19 protein-coding genes are annotated in these 18,741 nt (G+C 69.9%); 5 read left to right on the forward strand and 14 right to left on the reverse strand.

From position 1 onward, the window contains the following. Nucleotides 1-101: 101 nt before the first annotated feature. Entirely contained in the window at nucleotides 102-275 is a 174-nt protein-coding gene (locus tag ACZ6ZQ_RS03190) for a hypothetical protein (RefSeq protein WP_469766834.1), read from the reverse strand. A gap of 61 nt (nucleotides 276-336) precedes the next feature. Between ACZ6ZQ_RS03190 and ACZ6ZQ_RS03195 the strand changes: the two genes are divergently transcribed. Next, complete coding sequence (locus tag ACZ6ZQ_RS03195; protein ID WP_469766835.1) at nucleotides 337-1,164, forward strand: SCO4651 family lipoprotein; 828 nt, start codon at nucleotides 337-339, stop codon at nucleotides 1,162-1,164. A 148-nt stretch (nucleotides 1,165-1,312) separates the two neighbouring features. Continuing rightward, nucleotides 1,313-1,483, forward strand: a complete 171-nt coding sequence (locus tag ACZ6ZQ_RS03200) for a hypothetical protein (protein WP_469766836.1) — start codon at nucleotides 1,313-1,315, stop codon at nucleotides 1,481-1,483. A gap of 24 nt (nucleotides 1,484-1,507) precedes the next feature. Here the strand turns inward: ACZ6ZQ_RS03200 and ACZ6ZQ_RS03205 are convergent, their stop codons facing one another. Continuing rightward, a complete protein-coding gene (locus tag ACZ6ZQ_RS03205; protein ID WP_469766837.1) occupies nucleotides 1,508-1,852 on the reverse strand; it encodes a metal-sensitive transcriptional regulator in 345 nt (114 codons plus the stop codon). Between the two features lie 193 nt (nucleotides 1,853-2,045). Between ACZ6ZQ_RS03205 and ACZ6ZQ_RS03210 the strand changes: the two genes are divergently transcribed. Next, nucleotides 2,046-2,666, forward strand: coding sequence for a DUF47 domain-containing protein (locus ACZ6ZQ_RS03210; RefSeq protein WP_027731940.1), 621 nt, complete (start codon nucleotides 2,046-2,048; stop codon nucleotides 2,664-2,666). A gap of 6 nt (nucleotides 2,667-2,672) precedes the next feature. After that, nucleotides 2,673-3,671 carry an inorganic phosphate transporter gene (locus tag ACZ6ZQ_RS03215; RefSeq protein WP_453663611.1) on the forward strand — a complete coding sequence of 333 codons (999 nt, stop codon included), beginning with the start codon at nucleotides 2,673-2,675 and terminating at the stop codon, nucleotides 3,669-3,671. 145 nt (nucleotides 3,672-3,816) lie between these two features. On the opposite strand, the gene pstB is transcribed toward ACZ6ZQ_RS03215, so the two are convergent. From pstB to mshD, 12 genes are all read right to left on the reverse strand, one after another. Continuing rightward, the gene (gene pstB, locus ACZ6ZQ_RS03220; RefSeq protein ID WP_469766838.1) at nucleotides 3,817-4,593 is read right to left on the reverse strand and encodes a phosphate ABC transporter ATP-binding protein PstB; all 777 of its coding nucleotides are present in this window, start codon (nucleotides 4,591-4,593) and stop codon (nucleotides 3,817-3,819) included. Nucleotides 4,594-4,618: 25 nt separating this feature from the next. After that, a complete protein-coding gene (gene pstA, locus ACZ6ZQ_RS03225) occupies nucleotides 4,619-5,698 on the reverse strand; it encodes a phosphate ABC transporter permease PstA (RefSeq protein ID WP_469766839.1) in 1,080 nt (359 codons plus the stop codon). Further along, complete coding sequence (gene pstC, locus ACZ6ZQ_RS03230; protein WP_469766840.1) at nucleotides 5,698-6,690, reverse strand: phosphate ABC transporter permease subunit PstC; 993 nt, start codon at nucleotides 6,688-6,690, stop codon at nucleotides 5,698-5,700. The genes pstA and pstC overlap by 1 nt, the downstream gene beginning before the upstream one ends. A gap of 127 nt (nucleotides 6,691-6,817) precedes the next feature. Continuing rightward, nucleotides 6,818-7,954, reverse strand: coding sequence for a phosphate ABC transporter substrate-binding protein PstS (gene pstS / locus ACZ6ZQ_RS03235; RefSeq protein ID WP_469766841.1), 1,137 nt, complete (start codon nucleotides 7,952-7,954; stop codon nucleotides 6,818-6,820). Between the two features lie 328 nt (nucleotides 7,955-8,282). Beyond that, on the reverse strand, nucleotides 8,283-8,726 hold the full coding sequence (locus ACZ6ZQ_RS03240) for an NUDIX hydrolase (protein ID WP_469766842.1): 444 nt from the start codon (nucleotides 8,724-8,726) through the stop codon (nucleotides 8,283-8,285). Further along, nucleotides 8,723-9,850 (reverse strand): CHAD domain-containing protein, encoded by a 1,128-nt coding sequence (locus ACZ6ZQ_RS03245; RefSeq protein ID WP_469766843.1) that lies wholly within the window; start codon nucleotides 9,848-9,850, stop codon nucleotides 8,723-8,725. Before ACZ6ZQ_RS03245 ends, ACZ6ZQ_RS03240 begins: the two co-directional genes overlap by 4 nt. Then, nucleotides 9,837-12,059 (reverse strand): RNA degradosome polyphosphate kinase, encoded by a 2,223-nt coding sequence (locus tag ACZ6ZQ_RS03250; RefSeq protein WP_469766844.1) that lies wholly within the window; start codon nucleotides 12,057-12,059, stop codon nucleotides 9,837-9,839. The genes ACZ6ZQ_RS03245 and ACZ6ZQ_RS03250 overlap by 14 nt, the downstream gene beginning before the upstream one ends. Nucleotides 12,060-12,380: 321 nt before the next feature. Further along, entirely contained in the window at nucleotides 12,381-13,325 is a 945-nt protein-coding gene (locus ACZ6ZQ_RS03255; RefSeq protein ID WP_469766845.1) for an ABC transporter permease, read from the reverse strand. A 124-nt stretch (nucleotides 13,326-13,449) separates the two neighbouring features. Further along, nucleotides 13,450-14,355: an ABC transporter permease gene (locus tag ACZ6ZQ_RS03260; protein WP_469766846.1), complete on the reverse strand. Its 906-nt coding sequence runs from the start codon at nucleotides 14,353-14,355 to the stop codon at nucleotides 13,450-13,452. Further along, nucleotides 14,352-15,290, reverse strand: coding sequence for an ABC transporter ATP-binding protein (locus ACZ6ZQ_RS03265; protein ID WP_469766847.1), 939 nt, complete (start codon nucleotides 15,288-15,290; stop codon nucleotides 14,352-14,354). The genes ACZ6ZQ_RS03260 and ACZ6ZQ_RS03265 overlap by 4 nt, the downstream gene beginning before the upstream one ends. Then, the gene (locus tag ACZ6ZQ_RS03270) at nucleotides 15,287-15,685 is read right to left on the reverse strand and encodes a GntR family transcriptional regulator (RefSeq protein ID WP_469766848.1); all 399 of its coding nucleotides are present in this window, start codon (nucleotides 15,683-15,685) and stop codon (nucleotides 15,287-15,289) included. Before ACZ6ZQ_RS03270 ends, ACZ6ZQ_RS03265 begins: the two co-directional genes overlap by 4 nt. A gap of 129 nt (nucleotides 15,686-15,814) precedes the next feature. Further along, complete coding sequence (gene mshD, locus ACZ6ZQ_RS03275; RefSeq protein ID WP_469766849.1) at nucleotides 15,815-16,741, reverse strand: mycothiol synthase; 927 nt, start codon at nucleotides 16,739-16,741, stop codon at nucleotides 15,815-15,817. A 134-nt stretch (nucleotides 16,742-16,875) separates the two neighbouring features. Between mshD and ACZ6ZQ_RS03280 the strand changes: the two genes are divergently transcribed. Further along, a complete protein-coding gene (locus tag ACZ6ZQ_RS03280) occupies nucleotides 16,876-18,693 on the forward strand; it encodes a bifunctional metallophosphatase/5'-nucleotidase (RefSeq protein ID WP_469766850.1) in 1,818 nt (605 codons plus the stop codon). Nucleotides 18,694-18,741: the final 48 nt, after the last annotated feature.

Genomic DNA, 18,741 nt, shown 5'->3' on the forward strand with positions numbered 1-18,741 from the left:
TCCCCGAGCCCGGCCTGGACTGTCCGTCAGCCTCGGCCTGCCCTTCAGACGCGTTCCGCCCCGGCCTGGCGGCCCTGGGCCGACGCCCGGGCCACCCCGGCTCAGTCCTCGCCGTGCGTCGTCGACTCGCGGCCCTCGTAGCACTCATGGGATTCGGCGTCCGCGCGAGCGCGGTCCCGGGAACGGCGTGCCGGGCCCGCCCAACCGCAGGTGCAGTGCGCCAGGGCGAAGGACCCGCGTTCGATGGTCGTCGTGTGGTGAGCGGAGAAGCGCACCCTTCAACGGTACCGGTCGTTATGCGATGCAGCGGCGAGACGTGTTGGGGGTTCGCAGGCGATGGTGGTGCAACAGCACAGGCTCAGGCGCGGCGTGTGTGCCGTCGCCGCCGTGGCGGGCGTGGCCGCGACCGCGGGGTGTTCCGGGGGCGGGGACGCAGTGGCCGACGCGCGGCCCGCCGCGAATCCCGTCGCCGCCGTACGGAAGGCCGCGGACGTGCTGGCCGGAGCCGGTACGTCGAAGGCGCGCACCGCGATGGAGATGGCAGCGGGCGGCACCCGCGTCACCATCCGCGGTGAGGGCGGATACGACTTCCGCCGGGCCATGGGCCGGCTGCGCGTCGTCCTGCCGAAGGACCCCGCGGGCACCAGCGGGCACCGGCCGATCACCGAACTGCTGGCCCCCGGCGCTCTGTACATGAAGGACCGCGGCGCCGGCGTACCCCCCGACAAGTGGGTCAGGGTCGATACGACGACCCTGGAGGACGGCAATCTGGTCACCGGCGGCGCGACCGATCCCGCGGCCGCGGCCGAGCTGCTCCGCGGGGTGCGGAGCGCGACATTCGTCGGCCATGAGGAGCTCGCCGGGGTACGGGTCGCCCACTACCGCGGCACCACCGATATCGCGCACGCCGCGAGGGCCGCGTCACCGCTGGCCCGCGGAGCGCTCGTCGCCGCGGCGAAAGGGTTCACCGAGGACACCGTTCCGTTCGACGCGTATCTCGACGACGAGGGCCGGCTGCGCAAGGTGCGCCATCAGTTCAGCTTCGAGAACCGGGGCCGTACGGTCGCGGTCTCGTCCACGACGCTGCTGTACGAGTTCGGCGCCCCCGTCGTCGTACGGCTCCCGGACCGCGGCGACATCTACGCGGGCAAGGTCCGCGTGTAGGGGTCGAGACCGTTCGCCCGGGGCCATGGGCTCAGGGCCCCACGTATAGGCAACGCACTGTCGGTAAATGGTCCGGACGTGCCATGCGCGGTGTGTGTCCCGCTCCCTACGCTAGGAAGCCGACACCGGCCGGAAGAGGTGAAAGCACGTGGCTCCGCCCAGTACAGCGACAGTCGAGGACCACGTGGCACTCGCCGAGATCGAGCTGTGCGGTGAGTTGATGATCGCGGCGTCGGCCGCGGACGGAGAGCGGCTCAGCCCGGACCGTATCGACGAGGTGCTCAACGTGAATGCTGTGACCACGCCCGACACCCATTGACGCTTACGGGCGTCGCATCGGCCCTCACGTGCGCAGCATGCGCGCGATCGCCTTCGTCGCCTCCTCGACCTTGGCGTCGATCTCGTCACCACCCTTGACCGCGGCGTCGGCGACGCAGTGGCGCAAATGCTCCTCCAGCAGCTGCAGTGCGAAGGACTGCAGTGCCTTGGTGGAGGCGGAGACCTGCGTGAGTATGTCGATGCAGTACGTGTCCTCGTCGACCATGCGCTGCAGACCGCGGATCTGGCCCTCGATCCGGCGCAGCCGCTTGAGGTGCTCGTCCTTCTGCTTGTGGTAGCCGTGCACCCCCTGGTCGTGGCCGGGGCTGTCGTCCGTGACCGGAAGGCCGGCCGTGTCCGTGGTCGTCATCGCGTCCTCCCGTTGTACGCCTGTACCCGATATACCCCTCGTGGGTATATGGTACCGATCCCTGACGGTTCGGGCAGGGCCCCGTGCTGATCACTGTGTTCGATGGGCGACACTGAATGGACGCCGGTTAGCCGTGGCCGGATGATGCGCCTAGCATCAGCCTGACCGAAACCCAGCACCCCGAGGACCCCACGTGCGATTTCGTCTGACCCCCAGGGAGACGAGCTTCTACGACATGTTTGCCGCGTCCGCGGACAACATCGTCACGGGCTCGAAACTCCTGATGGAACTGCTCGGGGCGGACGGTCCTGCCCGGGCCGAGATCGCCGAACGGATGCGGGCTGCGGAGCACGCCGGGGACGACGCTACCCACGCGATCTTCCACCAGTTGAACTCCTCGTTCATCACGCCCTTCGACCGCGAGGACATCTACTCCCTCGCGTCGTCCCTCGACGACATCATGGACTTCATGGAGGAGGCCGTCGACCTGGTCGTCCTCTACAACATCGAGGAACTGCCCAAGGGCGTCGAGCAGCAGATCGAGGTGCTGGCGCGGGCGGCGGAGCTGACCGCGGAGGCCATGCCGCATCTGCGGACGATGGACAACCTCACCGAGTACTGGATCGAGGTCAACCGTTTGGAGAACCAGGCGGACCAGATCCACCGCAAGCTCCTCGCGCACCTCTTCAACGGCAAGTACGACGCCATCGAGGTGCTCAAGCTCAAGCAGATCGTGGATGTGCTGGAGGAAGCCGCCGACGCGTTCGAGCACGTGGCCAATACCGTGGAGACCATCGCGGTCAAGGAGTCCTGAGGCTTCGTGGACACCTTTGCGCTGGTCGTGACCATCGGGGTCGCGCTCTTCTTCACGTACACCAACGGCTTCCACGACTCCGCCAACGCGATCGCCACCTCGGTGTCCACCCGGGCGCTGACCCCGCGGGCCGCCCTGGCGATGGCCGCGGTGATGAACCTCGCCGGTGCCTTCATGGGCAGCGGGGTCGCCAAGACCGTGAGTGAGGGCCTGATCGAGACGCCCAAGGGCGATCGCGGCATGGGCATTCTCTTCGCGGCGCTCGTCGGCGCGATCATCTGGAACCTGGTCACCTGGTACTTCGGTCTGCCGTCGTCGTCCTCGCATGCGCTGTTCGGCGGCATGGTGGGCGCGGCGCTGGCGGGCGGGACCGAGGTCATCTGGGGCGGGGTGCTCGACAAGGTCGTCATCCCGATGTTCGTCTCGCCGATCGTCGGCCTGGGGGTCGGCTATCTGGTGATGTGCGGGATCATGTGGATGTTCCGGAAGTCCAATCCGGCCAAGGCGAAGCGCGGCTTCCGTATAGCGCAGACCGTGTCGGCGGCGGGGATGGCGCTCGGCCATGGTCTTCAGGACGCGCAGAAGACCATGGGCATCGTGGTGATGGCCCTGGTCATCGCCGATGTCGAGGACTACGGCGACCCGATCCCGGTGTGGGTGAAGATCGTCTGCGCGGTGATGCTGTCGCTCGGAACGTACGCGGGTGGCTGGCGCATCATGCGGACGCTGGGCCGGAAGATCATCGAGCTCGACCCGCCGCAGGGTTTCGCGGCGGAGACGACCGGGGCGTCCATCATGTTCGGCTCGGCGTTCCTGTTCCACGCGCCGATCTCGACGACGCATGTGATCACGTCGGCGATCATGGGTGTCGGGGCGACGAAGCGGGTGAACGCCGTGCGGTGGGGTGTCGCCAAGAACATCGTCATGGGCTGGTTCATCACCATGCCGGCGGCGGCGCTGGTGGCGGCGTTCAGTTTCTGGATCGTGAATCTGGCGTTCGGCTGAGGCTGGTCGGGGCTTGGCCGGGGGTCGTCCCCCGGGAGATGTGCCCCGTACGAGAAATGGGCCGGCCCCCTCTCTGTCGAGAGGGGGCCGGCCCTTTGCCTTGCGGTGGCACCGCCATGCAGCACCGCAGGGCAGTCGGGGTGTCCTATCCGAAGCGGCCCGAGATGTAGTCCTCGGTCGCCTGGACGGACGGGTTGGAGAAGATCCGCTCGGTCTCGTCGATCTCGATGAGCCGACCGGGCTGGCCGACCGCCGAGAGGTTGAAGAACGCCGTGCGGTCGGAGACGCGCGCCGCCTGCTGCATGTTGTGCGTCACGATGACGATCGTGAAGCGCTCCTTCAGCTCGCCGATCAGGTCCTCGATCGCGAGGGTCGAGATCGGGTCGAGGGCGGAGCAGGGCTCGTCCATCAGCAGGACGTCCGGCTCGACCGCGATCGCGCGGGCGATGCACAGACGCTGCTGCTGGCCGCCGGACAGGCCCGAGCCGGGCTTGTTCAGACGGTCCTTGACCTCGTTCCAGAGGTTCGCGCCCTTGAGGGACTTCTCGACGACTTCCTCGAGCTGGCGCTTCTTGTAGGAGCCGTTCAGCCGCAGGCCCGCCGCGACGTTGTCGAAGATCGACATGGTCGGGAACGGGTTCGGGCGCTGGAACACCATGCCCACCGTGCGGCGCACCGCCACCGGGTCGACGTTCGAGCCGTACAGGTTCTCGTCGTCCAGGAGCACCTTGCCCTCGACGCGGCCACCGGGGGTGACCTCGTGCATCCGGTTCAGGGTGCGCAGGAACGTGGACTTTCCGCAGCCGGAGGGGCCGATGAAGGCCGTCACCGAGCGGGGCTCCACGGTCATCGAGATGTCCTCGATGGCCTTGTGGGAGCCGTAGAAGGCGGACAGGCCGCTGACGTCGATTCGCTTGGCCATTGAAATCACTTCCAAATCGCCGCGGTCAGCGGCCGGTCTTCGGGGCCTTCCAGCGGGCGATGCCGCGGGCCACCAGGTTGAGGATCATGACGAAGGCGATCAGTACGAGGGCGGCTGCCCAGGCGCGGTCGTACGACGCCTCGCTGCCGACCCGGTACTGCTCCCAGATGTAGAAGGGGAGCGAGGACTGGGCGCCTTCGAACGGGTTGGTGTTGATCAGCTGGCTGCCGAAGACAAGCAGGAAGATCGGGGCGGTCTCACCGGCGATACGCGCGACAGCGAGCATCACGCCGGTGGAGATTCCGCCGACCGCGGTGGGGATGACCACCTTCAGGATCGTCCGGTACTTCGGGACACCGAGGGCGAGGGAGGCCTCGCGGAGCTCGTTCGGAACGAGCTTGAGCATTTCCTCGGTGGAGCGGACCACGACCGGGATCATCAGGATCGTCAGGGCGAGCGAGCCCATGAATCCGGACGGCTGAAGGCCGGCCATCAGCATGATCGAGAGGATGAACAGACCCGCGACGATGGACGGGATGCCCGTCATGACGTCGACGAAGAAGGTCACGGCCTTGGCGAGCGCGCCCTTGCCGTACTCGACGAGGTAGACGGCGGTCAGCAGACCGATCGGCACGGAGATCACGGTCGCGATACCGATCTGCTCCAGCGTGCCGATCAGTGCGTGGTAGACGCCGCCGCCGGGCTCGAAGCCGGGGACGCCGGCCATCGAGTGGGTGAGGAAGTATCCGTCGAGGGCCTTCACACCGCGGCTGATGGTGACCCAGATCAGCGAGAGCAGCGGGACGACGGCGAGGACGAAGCACACCCAGACGATGCTGGTGGCGAGGCGGTCCCTGGCCTGGCGCTGGTTCTCGACGACCGACGTGGTCACGTACGAGATGACGACGAAGAGCAGGGCCGCGATCAGACCCCACTGGACGCGGCTCTCCCAGCCGGCGGCGGTGCCGATGCCGATGCCGAGTGCGACGGACACGACCGCGAAGACGGGCTGGGCCCAGCGGGGGAGACGGCGGTGGCTCAGGGAGTTCCTGCGGTGCGGAGCGGGCCCGGAGGGGCGGGCGTCGGCGATGGTTGCGTGGCTCATCAGGCGTTCGCCCCCGAGTACTCCTTGCGGCGCGCGATGATCAGTCGAGCGGCGCCGTTGACCAGCAGCGTGAGGATGAAGAGGACCAGACCGGAGGCGATCAGGGCGTCGCGGCCGAACTCGTTGGCCTCGTCGAACTTCGCGGCGATGTTCTGGGCGAACGTGCCGCCGCCCGGGTTCAGGATGTGCAGCGAGATGAGGAAGCTCGGGGAGAGTACCGCCGCTACGGCCATGGTCTCGCCGAGCGCGCGGCCGAGGCCGAGCATCGAGGCGGAGATGACGCCGGAGCGGCCGAAGGGGAGCACCGACATCCGGATGACTTCCCAGCGGGTGGCGCCGAGCGCGAGCGCGGCCTCCTCGTTCATCCGCGGGACCTGCAGGAAGACCTCGCGGCTGACGCTGGTCACGATCGGCAGGATCATGATCGCCAGCAGGATGCCCACGGTGAAGAGCGAGCGGGCGACGCCGACCTCGGTCTTTTCGAAGATGTACGTCCAGCCGAGGTACTCGTCGAGCCAGAGGTTCAGCCCCTCCAGGTACGGGACCAGGAAGAGGGCGCCCCAGATGCCGTAGATGATCGACGGCACGGCGGCGAGCAGGTCGACGATGTACGCGAGCGGCCCGGCGACCCTGCGCGGTGCGTAGTGGGAGATGAACAGCGCGATACCGACAGCGATCGGAACCGCGATGATCATCGCGATGATCGAGCTGACGACCGTGCCGAAGAGCAGGACGGCGATGCCGAAGACCGGCGGGTCGCCCGCCGGGTTCCAGTCGAAGGTCGTGAAGAAGTTGCCTTCGTCCTTGGAGATCGCGAGCGCTGCGCGGTAGCTGAGGAACACGGCGATGGACGCCATGATCACGAGCAGCAGAATGCCCGAGCCGCGGGAGAGGCCCAGGAAGACCTTGTCGCCCGCGCGGCCGGTGGACGTGGCTCGGCGCGAGGCTGCCGGCTTGGCCGGTGGTGTCTCTATGGGTGTAGTGGAAGCCATGATCTTTCCGGTCTGGGTGGGGGAAGTGCCCGCGGATTCGCGGCTTCCCTGGCGGCGGTGCACCGGATGTGGCGGGAGGCCGGCCCGGAGTGGTGCTCCGGACCGGCCGTCGCCTTATGACGCCGGGTTACGAGAGGCCGTTGACCGTCTCGCGGACCTTGGCGTTGATCTCGGTCGGGATGGGGGCGTAGCCGGCCTCGGACAGGACCTTCTGGCCCTCGTCGGAGGCGGTGTAGGTCAGGAAGGACTTGACCGTGTTCAGCGTGTCGGCCTTGTTGCCCTTGTCGCAGACGACCTCGTAGGTCACCAGGACGATCGGGTAGGCACCCTCGGCCTTGGTGGTGTAGTCGAGGTCGAGCGCCAGGTCCTTGCCGGTGCCCTTGATCTTGGCGGCGGCGATGGCCTTGGACGCGTTCTCGGAGGTCGCCTCGACCGGGGCGGAGGCGCCGGTGGCGATGGTGACCGCCGGGATGTTCTGCGACGTGGCGTAGGAGAGCTCGAAGTAGCCGATGGCACCCTCGACCTGCTTGACCTGGGCCGCGACACCGGAGGAGCCCTGGGCGGCCTGGCCACCGGGAGCGGGCCACTTCTTCTCGGGCTCGTACTTCCACGCGTCCTTGGCGGCCTTGCCCAGGTACTTGCCGAGGTTCTGGGTGGTGCCGGAGTCCTCGGAGCGGTGGAAGGGCTGGATCGCCTTGTCCGGGAGCTTGGCGCCCGGGTTCAGCTTGGCGATCGCCGGGTCGTTCCACTTCTTGATGTCGGTGTTGAAGATCTTGGCGATCGTCGGGGCGTCCAGGACGAGCTTCTCCACGCCCGGGAGGTTGTAGCCGATCGCGATCGGGCCGCCGACCATCGGCAGGTTGATGCCCTGGCCGGTCTTGCAGATCTTCTTGGAGTCCTCGACCTCTTCGGGCTTGAGCGCCGAGTCCGAGCCGGCGAAGCCGACCGTGCCCTGGTTGAAGGCCACGATGCCCTCACCGGAGGAGGACGACTTGTAGTTGACCTCGACGCCGGTGCAGGCGGCCATGTAGTTCTTGACCCACAGGTCCATGGCGTTCTTCTGCGCGCTGGAACCGGAGGCCAGCAGCTGGCCCTTGGCGTCGCCGCACTTGATGTTCGACGCGGCGTTGGTCTTGCCGCCGCTGGTGCCACCAGTGCCACCGGCGTTGTCGTCCGAGCCGCACGCCGTGAGAACCAGGGCGCCGGAAACGGCGAGGGCACCGAGCGCTGCGGCGCGAAGCCCGTTCTTGCGCTGAAGCTTCACTTTCGGGTGTTCCTTCCAAGGAGCCGCCTGGACTCCGCCGGGGACTTCTGCTTGTCCTCGACGTTGTACGACGGCGTGCGTCGGGGTGTTCGGTGCGGCAGGGAGCCGGTCACCGTGTAAGCCCGAAATTAGGCAGAACAGGTGAAGCCGTCGACGGGTGGTGGTGAACGGGAGGTGAACCCTGTCGGTCGATGGGGTTCTGTCTTTATCTGCGCGTGACCTCGAGGAGGGGGGAGGGGGGCTCCGCCGTCGGAGTCCATGAGCGGCGACTACTACCGGTGCGGAGATGCCAACTGCAAGGGAGTCGCCCCGTTCGATCCCGCTCTGCTCAAGGTCTCGTGGCGTGAGGGAAGTGAAGGGTGCTGAGAAGGACGGTGACCAGCTCTTTGTCCCTGTCCTGCGTCAGGTGGCTCTGTGCGGCAGCAGGAGGCAGCCACAGCAGGCGGTCCACCTCGCGGTTCGGCACGAACGAGCCGTCGATGGCCTCTGCCGCCCAGTAGCGGACCTCCTTGGGGCGGTCGCCGACCACGTACCGGACGGTGGGCAGTTCCGGTCCCAGAGCGCAGGTCATTCCGGTTTCTTCCAGTACCTCGCGCACCGCACCGTCACGTGCGTCCTCCTGCCGTTTCAACTTGCCCTTCGGGAGGGACCAGTCATCCCACTTGGGGCGATGAACCAGGGCGATCTCAATCCCGTGACCAGAAGGCGGGCGGCGCCACAACACGCAGCCTGCCGCGAGGATCACCACTTCGCCTTCCATGCCGCCGTTCATGGCGCGGCCACCGCCTGCTTTCCCAGGGGCCCGTCCGGTCCGGGAGCTGCCTCCTGCCAGATCTGCTGGAAGGCGAAGCGGGCGGCCTCGACCTCGTGCCGCTGGTCGGCGTGGAGCACACCGAGAGCGTATGCCGTGGCCGGGGCGATACGGGGAGTGCGCGCCGCCGCCGCGGCGGCCGCGGCGGCTTCCGCGGCGTCCCGGTGCCGGTCCAGGGTCCGGCCCGCGACGGCGAGGTGCGGGTCCGGGGCGGGCCCGCCGTCGACGGAGGACAGTACCTCGCGCGCGTACCGGTGCAGCCGCAGCAGCTGTCGCACCTGGTGCCACGGGGCGTCCTGGGCCTCGCCCGCGGAGGCGGCGGCCAGGCCGTGGACCAGTGCCTCCGCGTTGTACGGGTGTGCCGCGCGGGCCAGCGGCAGCACCGTGACCGCCTCCAGGAGCCTGCGCTCGGCGACGTCGGCCTGCCCGGCCAGGGCGGCACCGGGCGCGGCCGCGGTCCCTGCCAGCGGCACCTCGGAGGCGAGCAGCGCGACCGCGTCGGCGACCGCGTGGAACCGCGAGGAGCCGAGCGCCTGCAGCGCGGCGGAGTGCGCCCGGGTCCGCCCGAGCGTCAGCTGCCGCTCCAGCAGGGCGCCGGCACGCGCGGCCCCGACGGTGAGCGTGCCGCGTCCGGCCTCGGCCGCTCCGCCGGTGGCTGCGGCCGGCGCGGCCGGAGCTTCCGTGTCGCCGTCGCTGTCGCTGTCGCTGTCGCCGTCCGGGACCCGGGCCGCCGGGACCGGAGCCGTGCCCGAGAGGCGGGCGAGGGCATCGAGGAGGCGGGCCAGCCGGGCCGTGCAGGCGTGCTCGGAGGCGAGGACGCCGGAGAGCCAGGCGAGCTCGGTACGGAGCTGGTCCGCCCAGGCGTGATCCAGCAGCGGGCGGAAGGTGTGGAGGGTGCCGCCGATACGGCGGGCGGCACGGCGCAGGGACCGGGCGGCCATCTCCGCGCCGGCCGTGTCCGCACCGCTCTCGCCGTGCAGCCGCAGGCTGCGGAGGAAGTCGCCGGCCTGAGTGTGCAGATACCGGGCCAGGACCTGGTCGGCGCCGGCCCCCCGCGGCACCAGGGGAAGGTCAGGGCTGTGCACGCCGGCGCCTCCGGGCGTCTATGAGCATTTCCTGTACGTGCCGCAGCGGCTGGCCGTCCGGATCCGTGGCATGCCGGGTCCACTCGCCGTCCGGGCCGAGATGCCAGGACGAGGTGGAGTCGGACATGCCGGTCTCCAGCAGCCGGGTCAGGGCCGCGCGGTGCGCCGGGTCGGTGACCCGGACGAGGGCCTCGATACGGCGATCGAGGTTGCGGTGCATCATGTCGGCACTGCCGAACCAGACCTCGGGTTCGCCCCCGTTGCCGAAGGCGAAGATCCGCGAGTGCTCCAGGAAGCGGCCGAGGATCGAGCGGACCCGTATGTTCTCGGAGAGGCCCGTGACCTCGGGACGGATCGCGCAGATGCCGCGTACCCAGATGTCCACCGGTACACCGGCCTGGGACGCCCGGTACAGCGCGTCGATGATCGCTTCGTCGACCATCGAGTTGACCTTGATACGGACGTACGCGGGGCGGCCCGACCGGTGGTGGGCGGCCTCCTTGTTGATCCGGGCTATCAGCCCGTCGCGCAGCGACTTCGGGGCGACCAGCAGCCGGCGGTACGTCTCGCGGCGCGAGTAGCCGGAGAGCCGGTTGAACAGGTCGGACAGGTCGGCTCCGACCTGCGGGTCCGCGGTGAGCAGGCCGAGGTCCTCGTACAGCCGCGCGGTCTTCGGGTGGTAGTTGCCGGTGCCGACGTGCGAGTAGCGGCGCAGCGTCTCGCCCTCCTGGCGGACGACCAGCGACAGCTTGCAGTGCGTCTTCAGGCCGACGAGCCCGTAGACGACGTGGCAGCCGGCCTCCTCCAGCTTCCGCGCCCACTTGATGTTGGCCTGCTCGTCGAAGCGCGCCTTGATCTCGACGAGGACGAGGACCTGCTTGCCCGACTCGGCGGCGTCGATCAGTGCGTCGACGATCGGGGACTTGCCGGAGGTCCGGTACAGCGTCTGCTTGATCGCGAGGACGTCCGGGTCGGCGGCGGCCTGCTCCAGGAAGGCCTGGACGGAGGTCGAGAACGAGTCGTACGGGTGGTGCAGCAGCACGTCGCGCTCGCGCAGCGCCGCGAAGATGTCGGGCGCGGACGCGGACTCGACCTCGGCGAGGTCGCGGTGGGTGCCGGCGACGAACTTCGGGTACTTCAGCTCGGGCCGGTCCTGCGAGACGATTCCGAACAGGCCGGTCAGATCCAGCGGCCCGGGCAGCGGATAGACCTCGGACTCGGAGATCTTCAGTTCGCGTACCAGCAGGTCCAGGACGTACGGGTCGATGGACTCCTCGACCTCCAGGCGCACCGGCGGGCCGAAGCGGCGGCGCAGCAGCTCCTTCTCCAGGGCCTGGAGCAGGTTCTCGGCGTCGTCCTCCTCGACCTCCAGGTCCTCGTTCCTGGTCACCCGGAACATGTGGTGCGCGAGCACCTCCATGCCGGGGAAGAGCTCCTCCAGGTGCGCCGCGATGACGTCCTCGAGCGGGACGTACCGCTGCGGCGACGCCTCCAGGAAGCGGGACAGCAGCGGCGGGACCTTGACCCGGGCGAAGTGGCGGTGGCCGCTGACCGGGTTGCGTACGACGACGGCGAGGTTGAGCGAGAGCCCCGAGATGTACGGGAACGGGTGCGCGGGGTCCACGGCCAGCGGCGTGAGGACCGGGAAGATCTGCTGCCGGAACAGGGTGAAGAGCCGGGCCTGCTCCTTCTCGGTGAGCTCGGGCCAGCGGATGAGGTGGATGCCCTCGTCGGCGAGAGCCGGCGCGACGTCCTGCTGGTAGCACGCGGCGTGCCGGGCCATGAGCTCCCGGGAGCGGTTCCAGATCAGTTCCAGGACCTCGCGGGGCTGCAGACCGGAGGCCGATCGGGTGGCGACGCCGGTCGCGATGCGGCGCTTCAGTCCGGCGACCCGGACCATGAAGAACTCGTCGAGGTTCGAGGCGAAGATCGCGAGGAAATTCGCTCGTTCGAGGAGGGGTGTCGCGGGGTCCTCGGCAAGCTCCAGCACCCGTTCGTTGAACCCGAGCCAGCTGCGCTCACGGTCCAGGAAGCGGCCCTGGGGCAGCTCGGCCCCCTCGCCGTCCTCCTCGTAGATGTCGAGGTCGGCATCGATGTCGGGCTCCAGGTCGGACACCGCGGCGGACACCGTGTGGGGGCGGTGCGCGGCAATGGAGCCCACGGACGGCTGGACGTGCTGGACCGGTACCTCGGCGGGCTGCTGACTCATGGCCCCATTCTTCCGCGCAAATGGGTGGTTGGGCGCGCCGGAGCGGGCCGTCGTGGAGGGAGGATGCCCATTTCGCGGGGCTGGGGGCACGGCGGGCTGCATTCAGTGAGGGTCGCAAGGATCCCTGAATGCCTGGTAACGAGAACATGACACCTGGGCAAGCGGGGGCGTGGCGCCCAGGAGTTGCGGGGGCGGTGCCCTGTCCTCCGCGGGGCGGATTCCGCTCCGGGGCGTCCGGCGACCGCCCCGCTCCGGGGCGTCCGGCGACCGCCCGCGCGGATGTGAAGACCCCCGTCCACCACGCCCGCGCGGGCACGCCCGTCAGGCGTGCAGTCGGCGCAGGACCCGGAAGGCCGCGAACGCCGCTGCGGCGGTGAGCGCCAGCACGATGCCGGTCTCGACCAGCTGGATCGGCCAGAAGTGGGACGCGGGGTGGAAGACGGCGTACCACTCGCGGATGCCGGTTCCGGGGTGGCAGCCCGGCGGCATCGCCACATGCGGCTCCCAGCACTGCTCGACCCGTTGTCCGGTGGCGGTGACCAGGCCGTTCTCCATCTGCCAGGCGCTGCCCGGGAGCCCGCCCCGTGAATCCCTCCACACCACTTCGGCCGTCGGCCAGAGCCGGTCCCGCCAGACGTCGGCGGCCATCATCACGAGCCCGGTGACGGCGAGGGCGAGTCCCCCGGCCGGCAGGGCGCGCCGGATCAGCAGGCCCGCGAGCGCGCCGGTGGCGAGGGCGAGCAGGTGATAGGCGAGCAACGCCGGGCCCAGCGCCAGGAAGACATCGGTGTAGTACCACTCGTCGCCCAGGGAGTTCCCGAGGGCGCCACGGGCCCAGCGGTAGAGCAGGCAGAGGGCCGTGACGCCTCCGGTGATCATCACGGCGGGGACGGCGAGTTTGGCGGCGAGCCACCGGGCCGGGGTGACGGTCTGTGTCCAGGCGAGGCCGGCCGTGCCGCGCTCCAGTTCCGCGCCGATGAGCACCGCACCCGCGAAGAAGGCCACGGCGAGGGGCAGCCAGGCGATCACGGTGGCGGCGGAGCTCATGTTGGCGCCGACATCGAGCCAGTCCCGCAGGAGGGACGGCGGGCATGGTCCCCCGTCGCCGGCGCAGGCCGACAGCATGCGCTCGGTCTTCGGCCCGGCGAACCGCAGGAAGGCCAGCCCGGCGGCGGACAGCGCGAGGAAGACCCCGAACAGCAGCAGGGCGCTGCGGTGCAGCCGGAGCACGGTCCGGGCCAGTCCCCTGGCGGCGAGGGTGCTCATGCTGTTGCCTCCACGGTCGGTCGGCGGTTCGTCGTGGGCGGTTCGGCGGCCGGGGGGCCGAGCGGCCTGCGGACCGGTCCGGTCGGCGGAGTGTGCTGGGTGGTTCTGGTCATCGGTGTGCTCCTCAGGCGTGCAGCCGGCGCAGGACCCGGAGGGCGGCGAACGCCGCCGCGGCGGTGAGCGCCAGCACGATGCCGGTCTCGACCAGCTGGATCGGCCAGAAGTGGGTGGACGGGTGGATCTCGGCGAAGTCGGTGACGCCGCCCTCCCAGGTCCAGCAGGGGTCCCGGTAGCCGGTGCAGTGGACCGCGGAGACACGCTCGCCCGCTGTGTCGAGATTGCCGGTCGCCACCCACCAGGCGTCGCGGGGGTGTTCCAGGGGCCGTCCGGTGATGATCTCTGTCGGCCAGAGGCTGTATCGGAGAGTGCCGAGGGTCAGCATGACCGTGCCGGTCACGAGGCCGGCGATGCTCATCGCGGCGAGAGCGCGGTGCACAAGAAGCCCGGTGAGCGTGCCGACGGCGACGGCCAGCAGTGCGTACGCCACGGCGGTCGTGCCGTATGCCGCGTAGATCTGCTTGGACCACAGCGGCAGGAAGGCACTTTCGCTGACCGGGGTCCGGCTCCACCGGAAGACGGCCACGAACACGGTGACCCCGGCCAGCACGACCGCGGTGGTGAGGGTCAGTTTCGTGGTCAGCCAGCGCTGCGGCGTCACGGACTGGGTCCAGGCCACCCGGTAGGCGCCGGTCTCCATCTCGCGGGCGATGAGCGGCCCGGCCACGTACACCGCGATGAGCAGCGGCGCCAGCATGACGGCCGTGCTGCCGTAGTCGAGGGCGATCAGGAGCTCGTCGTACGGACCGGCGTGCGGGTCCGACGCGGCGAGCCCGGAGGCGAACATGAGGCGCAGGACGGCCAGGGTGCCGCAGCCCAGGGCCAGGAGGCCGAGCACCGTCCACAGGGCGCGCCGGTGCTGGTGGACGACGACCCAGCGCAGGCCCGTCAATCCGGTGGTGAGGGCGTTCATGCGGCGACCCACTCGGCGGACGGGGTGAGCAGTGCCGGTGTGTCCGGGGAGCGGAGATGGGCCAGCAGCAGGTCTTCCAGCGAAGGGGCCGCGGACTGCCAGTCGCCGTGGAGAGGGCCTTCGGGGCGTACCAGCGCGGTCAGCTGACGTCCTGTCGTGCGGGATTCGACGACGGTGTGCGGCGCGAGGTCGCGCACCGGTCCGGTCACCAGGCGGTGCGCGGCCAGCAGGTCCTCGGTGTCGCCGCCGAGACGGATCCGGCCGTGGTCGACGAGCAGGACGTAGTCACAGGTGTTCTCCAGCTCGGAGAGGATGTGCGACGAGATGACCACGGTGGTGCCGTGCTCGGCGGCGTCGGCCATCAGGGTGCCCATGAGCTGGTGGCGGCCGAGCGGGTCGAGGTCCGCGGTCGGTTCGTCCAGCAGCAGCAGCCGGGGGCGCTTGCCGATGGCGAGGGCGAGGGCCACGCGGGTGCGCTGGCCCCCGGAGAGCGTGCGGACGCGAGCCGCCGGGTCGAGGTCTCCGGAGTCGACGATCCGCCGGGCGGCGGTGTCGTCCCAGCGGCCGGGGTTGAGTTCGCGGCCCATGCGCAGGGTGTCGGCGACCGTGAGCTGAGGGAAGAGCGGCTTGTCCTGGCCGACGTACGCGAGCTGTTCGCGGGCGGCGGCGGGGTCGGTGCCAAGGACGCGGACGCTGCCCTCGGTGGGCCGCAGCAGGCCGGCCGCGAGCGTCAGCAGGGTGGACTTTCCCGCCCCGTTGGGGCCGACGAGGGCGCAGATCCGGCCCGCGGGCAGCCGGAAGGAACAGTCCCGCAGCGCCCAGGTGTGCCGGAGTCCCGGGCCGGCGCCCCTGCCGGCTCCCCTGCCGGGTCCCTTGCCGAGTCCTCGGCCGAACCTCCTGCCGAGGCCCATGGCTTCGAGTGCCGTGCCGGTCATGCGTCGTCCCCCTGGTCGTGTTGCGTGAAGTGCTCGTCGAGTACGGCGGTGAAGAGCGCGGCCACGTCGTCCCGCTCCAGGCCCGCCGCGCGGGCGCGAGCCGCCCAGTCGGTGAGTTCGCCGCGCAGGGGCGAGTCGGCGGGGCCGCCGCCCAGTGACTTCCGTACGAAGGTGCCGAGGCCGCGGCGGGCCTCGACGAGGCCTTCGCGCTCCAGCTCGCGGTAGGCCTTGAGCACGGTGTTCGGGTTGATGGCGGTGGCCTCCACCACCTCGCGGGCGGTGGGCAGGCGGTCGCCGGGCTCCAGCAGGCCAAGCCGCAGGGCCTGTTTCGTCTGCTGCACGATCTGCACGTAGGTGGCGATGCCACTGCGCCGGTCGATCCGGTACTCGATCACGTTTCACCACCCTTTCACTAATCAAGTAGTGAAAGGGTGGTGGAAGAAAGGGGGCGGTGTCAACCGCCCCCTGTGGTTCTCCTGCGACCGGCTCCCAGGCCCTGTCCGGGTCGTGTCTTCAGGGCCGGTTCACGTCTCCGTGCGGTACATCAGATCCACCTCGTGCGTGGTGAAGCCCAGCCCCTCGTACACCCGCAGTCCCGCCGTGTTGTCCGCGTCGACGTACAGCATCGCCGTCGGCAGGCCCTGGGACGCGAGGTGGCGCAGGCCGACCGCGGTCAGGGCCTTGCCGAGGCCGGTGCCCTGGGCGTCCGGGCGGATGCCGAGGACGTAGACCTCGCCGAGCTGTTCCTCCGCGTGGACCTTCGTCCAGTGGAAGCCGAGGAGCTCGCCCTCGCGCTCGGCGAGGAAGAAGCCCTTGGGGTCGAACCAGGGCTCCTCCTTGCGGTCGCCGAGGTCGCGCTGGGTCAGTGCGCCCTGCTCGGGGTGGTGGGCGAAGGCCGCCGCGTTGACCGCGAGCCAGGCGGCGTCGTCCTGGCCGGGGACGAAGGAACGGATCGTCACCCCCTCGGGGAGGACCGGATCCGGGATGTCGAGCGGGCTCAACGAGCGACGCAGCTGGCGCAGTTCGCGGAAGAGCGTCAGCCCGAGGACCTGTGCGAGGTGGCGGGCCGCGGACTTGCCGCCGTGCGCCCACATGCGCAGCCGCTTGCCGGACGTCGCCAGCAGGGCATTGCCGAGCGCCCGGCCGTGGCCGCGGCCACGGTGGCCGGGGTGGACGACCAGCTCGGCCGCCGGGGCCTCCACCGGGTCGGTGTCCTCCAGTTGGGCGTAGCCGCGGAGATCCCCGGCGACGGTGAGCAGGAAGTGGCGCACGCCCTCGCGCCGCCCGTGGCGCAGCTGGAGCCGGCCCTGCTCGGAGACGGCCTGCATCCCGTCGGCGCGGGCGGCGACGGACAGCAGGTGGAGTACGGCTTCGGCCTGATCGGGGGTGAGCTCGTCGAGCGTCTGGATCTGTCGGCCGGGCTCTAGGGCGGGGGCGGCTGAGTCGGTCATACGACGAGGGTACGGCGCCGGACGCACCCGATCAGAAACCAGCTCGTAACCCGATACCCCCTGTCGCGCTACGCGCGTTGACTCTAGGCTGCCCGGCTGAGCACAGTTGTCACGCTGAACTGACAAGGGGACAGATGTCAGCGACATCGCACCAGAAGCGCCGCCGCGCACTCGCGGCCGTCGCCGGACTGACCACCGTGGGCGCACTGGTCGCCGCGATGCCCGCCGGGGCGCACGACCGCGGTACCGGTCAGGACCGCGGCAAGGGACACGGCCACGGGTACGGTCGCACTGTCGACGTACAGCTGCTGTCCTTCAACGACCTCCACGGCAATCTGCAGCCGCCTGCCGGCTCGGCCGGACGGGTCACCCACACCAACGAGGACGGCACCACCAAGACCATCGACGCGGGCGGTGTCGAGTACCTCGCCACCCACCTGCGCACGGCCCGCGAGGGCAACAAGTACTCCATCACCGCCGCGGCCGGTGACATGATCGGCGCCTCGCCGCTGCTCTCCGGGCTCTTCCACGACGAGCCGACCATCGAGGCGCTGAACAAGCTGAAGCTCGATGTGACCTCCGTCGGCAACCACGAGTTCGACGAGGGCGCCAAGGAGCTCGCCCGGATGCAGAACGGCGGCTGCCACGCCACCGAGGGCTGCTTCGAGGAGGGCAAGAAGTTCCGGGGCGCCGACTTCCCGTACCTCGCCGCCAATGTGACGAACGAGAAGACCGGCCGGCCGATGCTCGACCCGTACTTCATCTGGGAGAAGAACGGGGTCAAGATCGGCTTCATCGGCGTCACGCTGGAGGGCACGCCGAGCATCGTCAACGCCGAGGGCATCAAGGGCCTCAAGTTCGGCGACGAGATCGAGACGATCAACAAGTACACCAAGGTGCTGGAGCGCAAGGGCGTGAAGTCGATCGTCGCCCTCCTCCACGAGGGCGGCGCGCCGGCCTCGGGCTCGTACAACTACAACTGCGACAGCCCCGGCCCCGGCGACGGCATCTCCGGCCCGATCGTCGACATCGCCAAGAAGGTCAGCCCGCAGGTCGACGCGCTGGTCACGGGTCACACCCACCAGGCGTACGCGTGCACCATCCCGGACCCGTCCGGCAAGCCGCGCACCGTCACCTCGGCGGCCTCGTTCGGCAAGCTGTACACGGACACGACGCTCACGTACGACCGTCGCACCAAGGACATCGTCCGTACGTCCGTGGCGTCCGCGAACCACGTCGTCACCCGTGACGTGCCGAAGGCCGCCGACATGACCCGGCTGATCGACCGCTGGAACACGCTGGCCGCGCCGATCGCGAGCCGGCCCGTCGGCTACATCTCCGCCGACATCGAGAACCCCTTCGACGCGCCCGAGAAGCCGCTCGGCAATCTCATCGCGGACGCGCAGCTGGAGGGCCTCGCACCGGCCGACAAGGGCGGCGCGCAGCTCGCGCTGATGAACCCGGGCGGCGTCCGCGCACCCCTGGTCCACAAGGCGTCCGGCAGTGAGGGCGACGGTGTGGTGACGTACGGCGAGGCGTTCACCGTGCAGCCGTTCACCAACATGATGACGGCCGTCGACCTGACCGGTGCCCAGCTGATCACCGCGCTCCAGCAGCAGGTCAGCGGCCCGAACCAGGCCGCCCCGAAGATCCTCCAGGTGTCGAAGGGCTTCACCTACACCCTGGACATGACGAAGACCGGCGCCGACCGGATCGTGGCCGGCTCGGTGAAGCTGAACGGCGAGGCGATCGACCCGGCGAAGACCTACCGGGTCGCGATGAACGAGTTCCTCGCGGGCGGCGGCGACGGCTTCACCGTCCTGAAGGAGCACAAGAACAAGCTGGTGGGTGCGTCCGACCTGGACGTCCTCATCGCCTACTTCGCCGCGCACTCCAGCGCGGGCGCCCCGCTGGCGCCGCCGGCCACCGGCCGGATCACGGTCGTCAAGTAACGGGCAGTGCCACTGAGGGGCGGCGGGCCATCGGCCTGCCGCCCCTCG

The sequence above is a fragment of the Streptomyces sp. NPDC053673 genome (assembly GCF_055585225.1).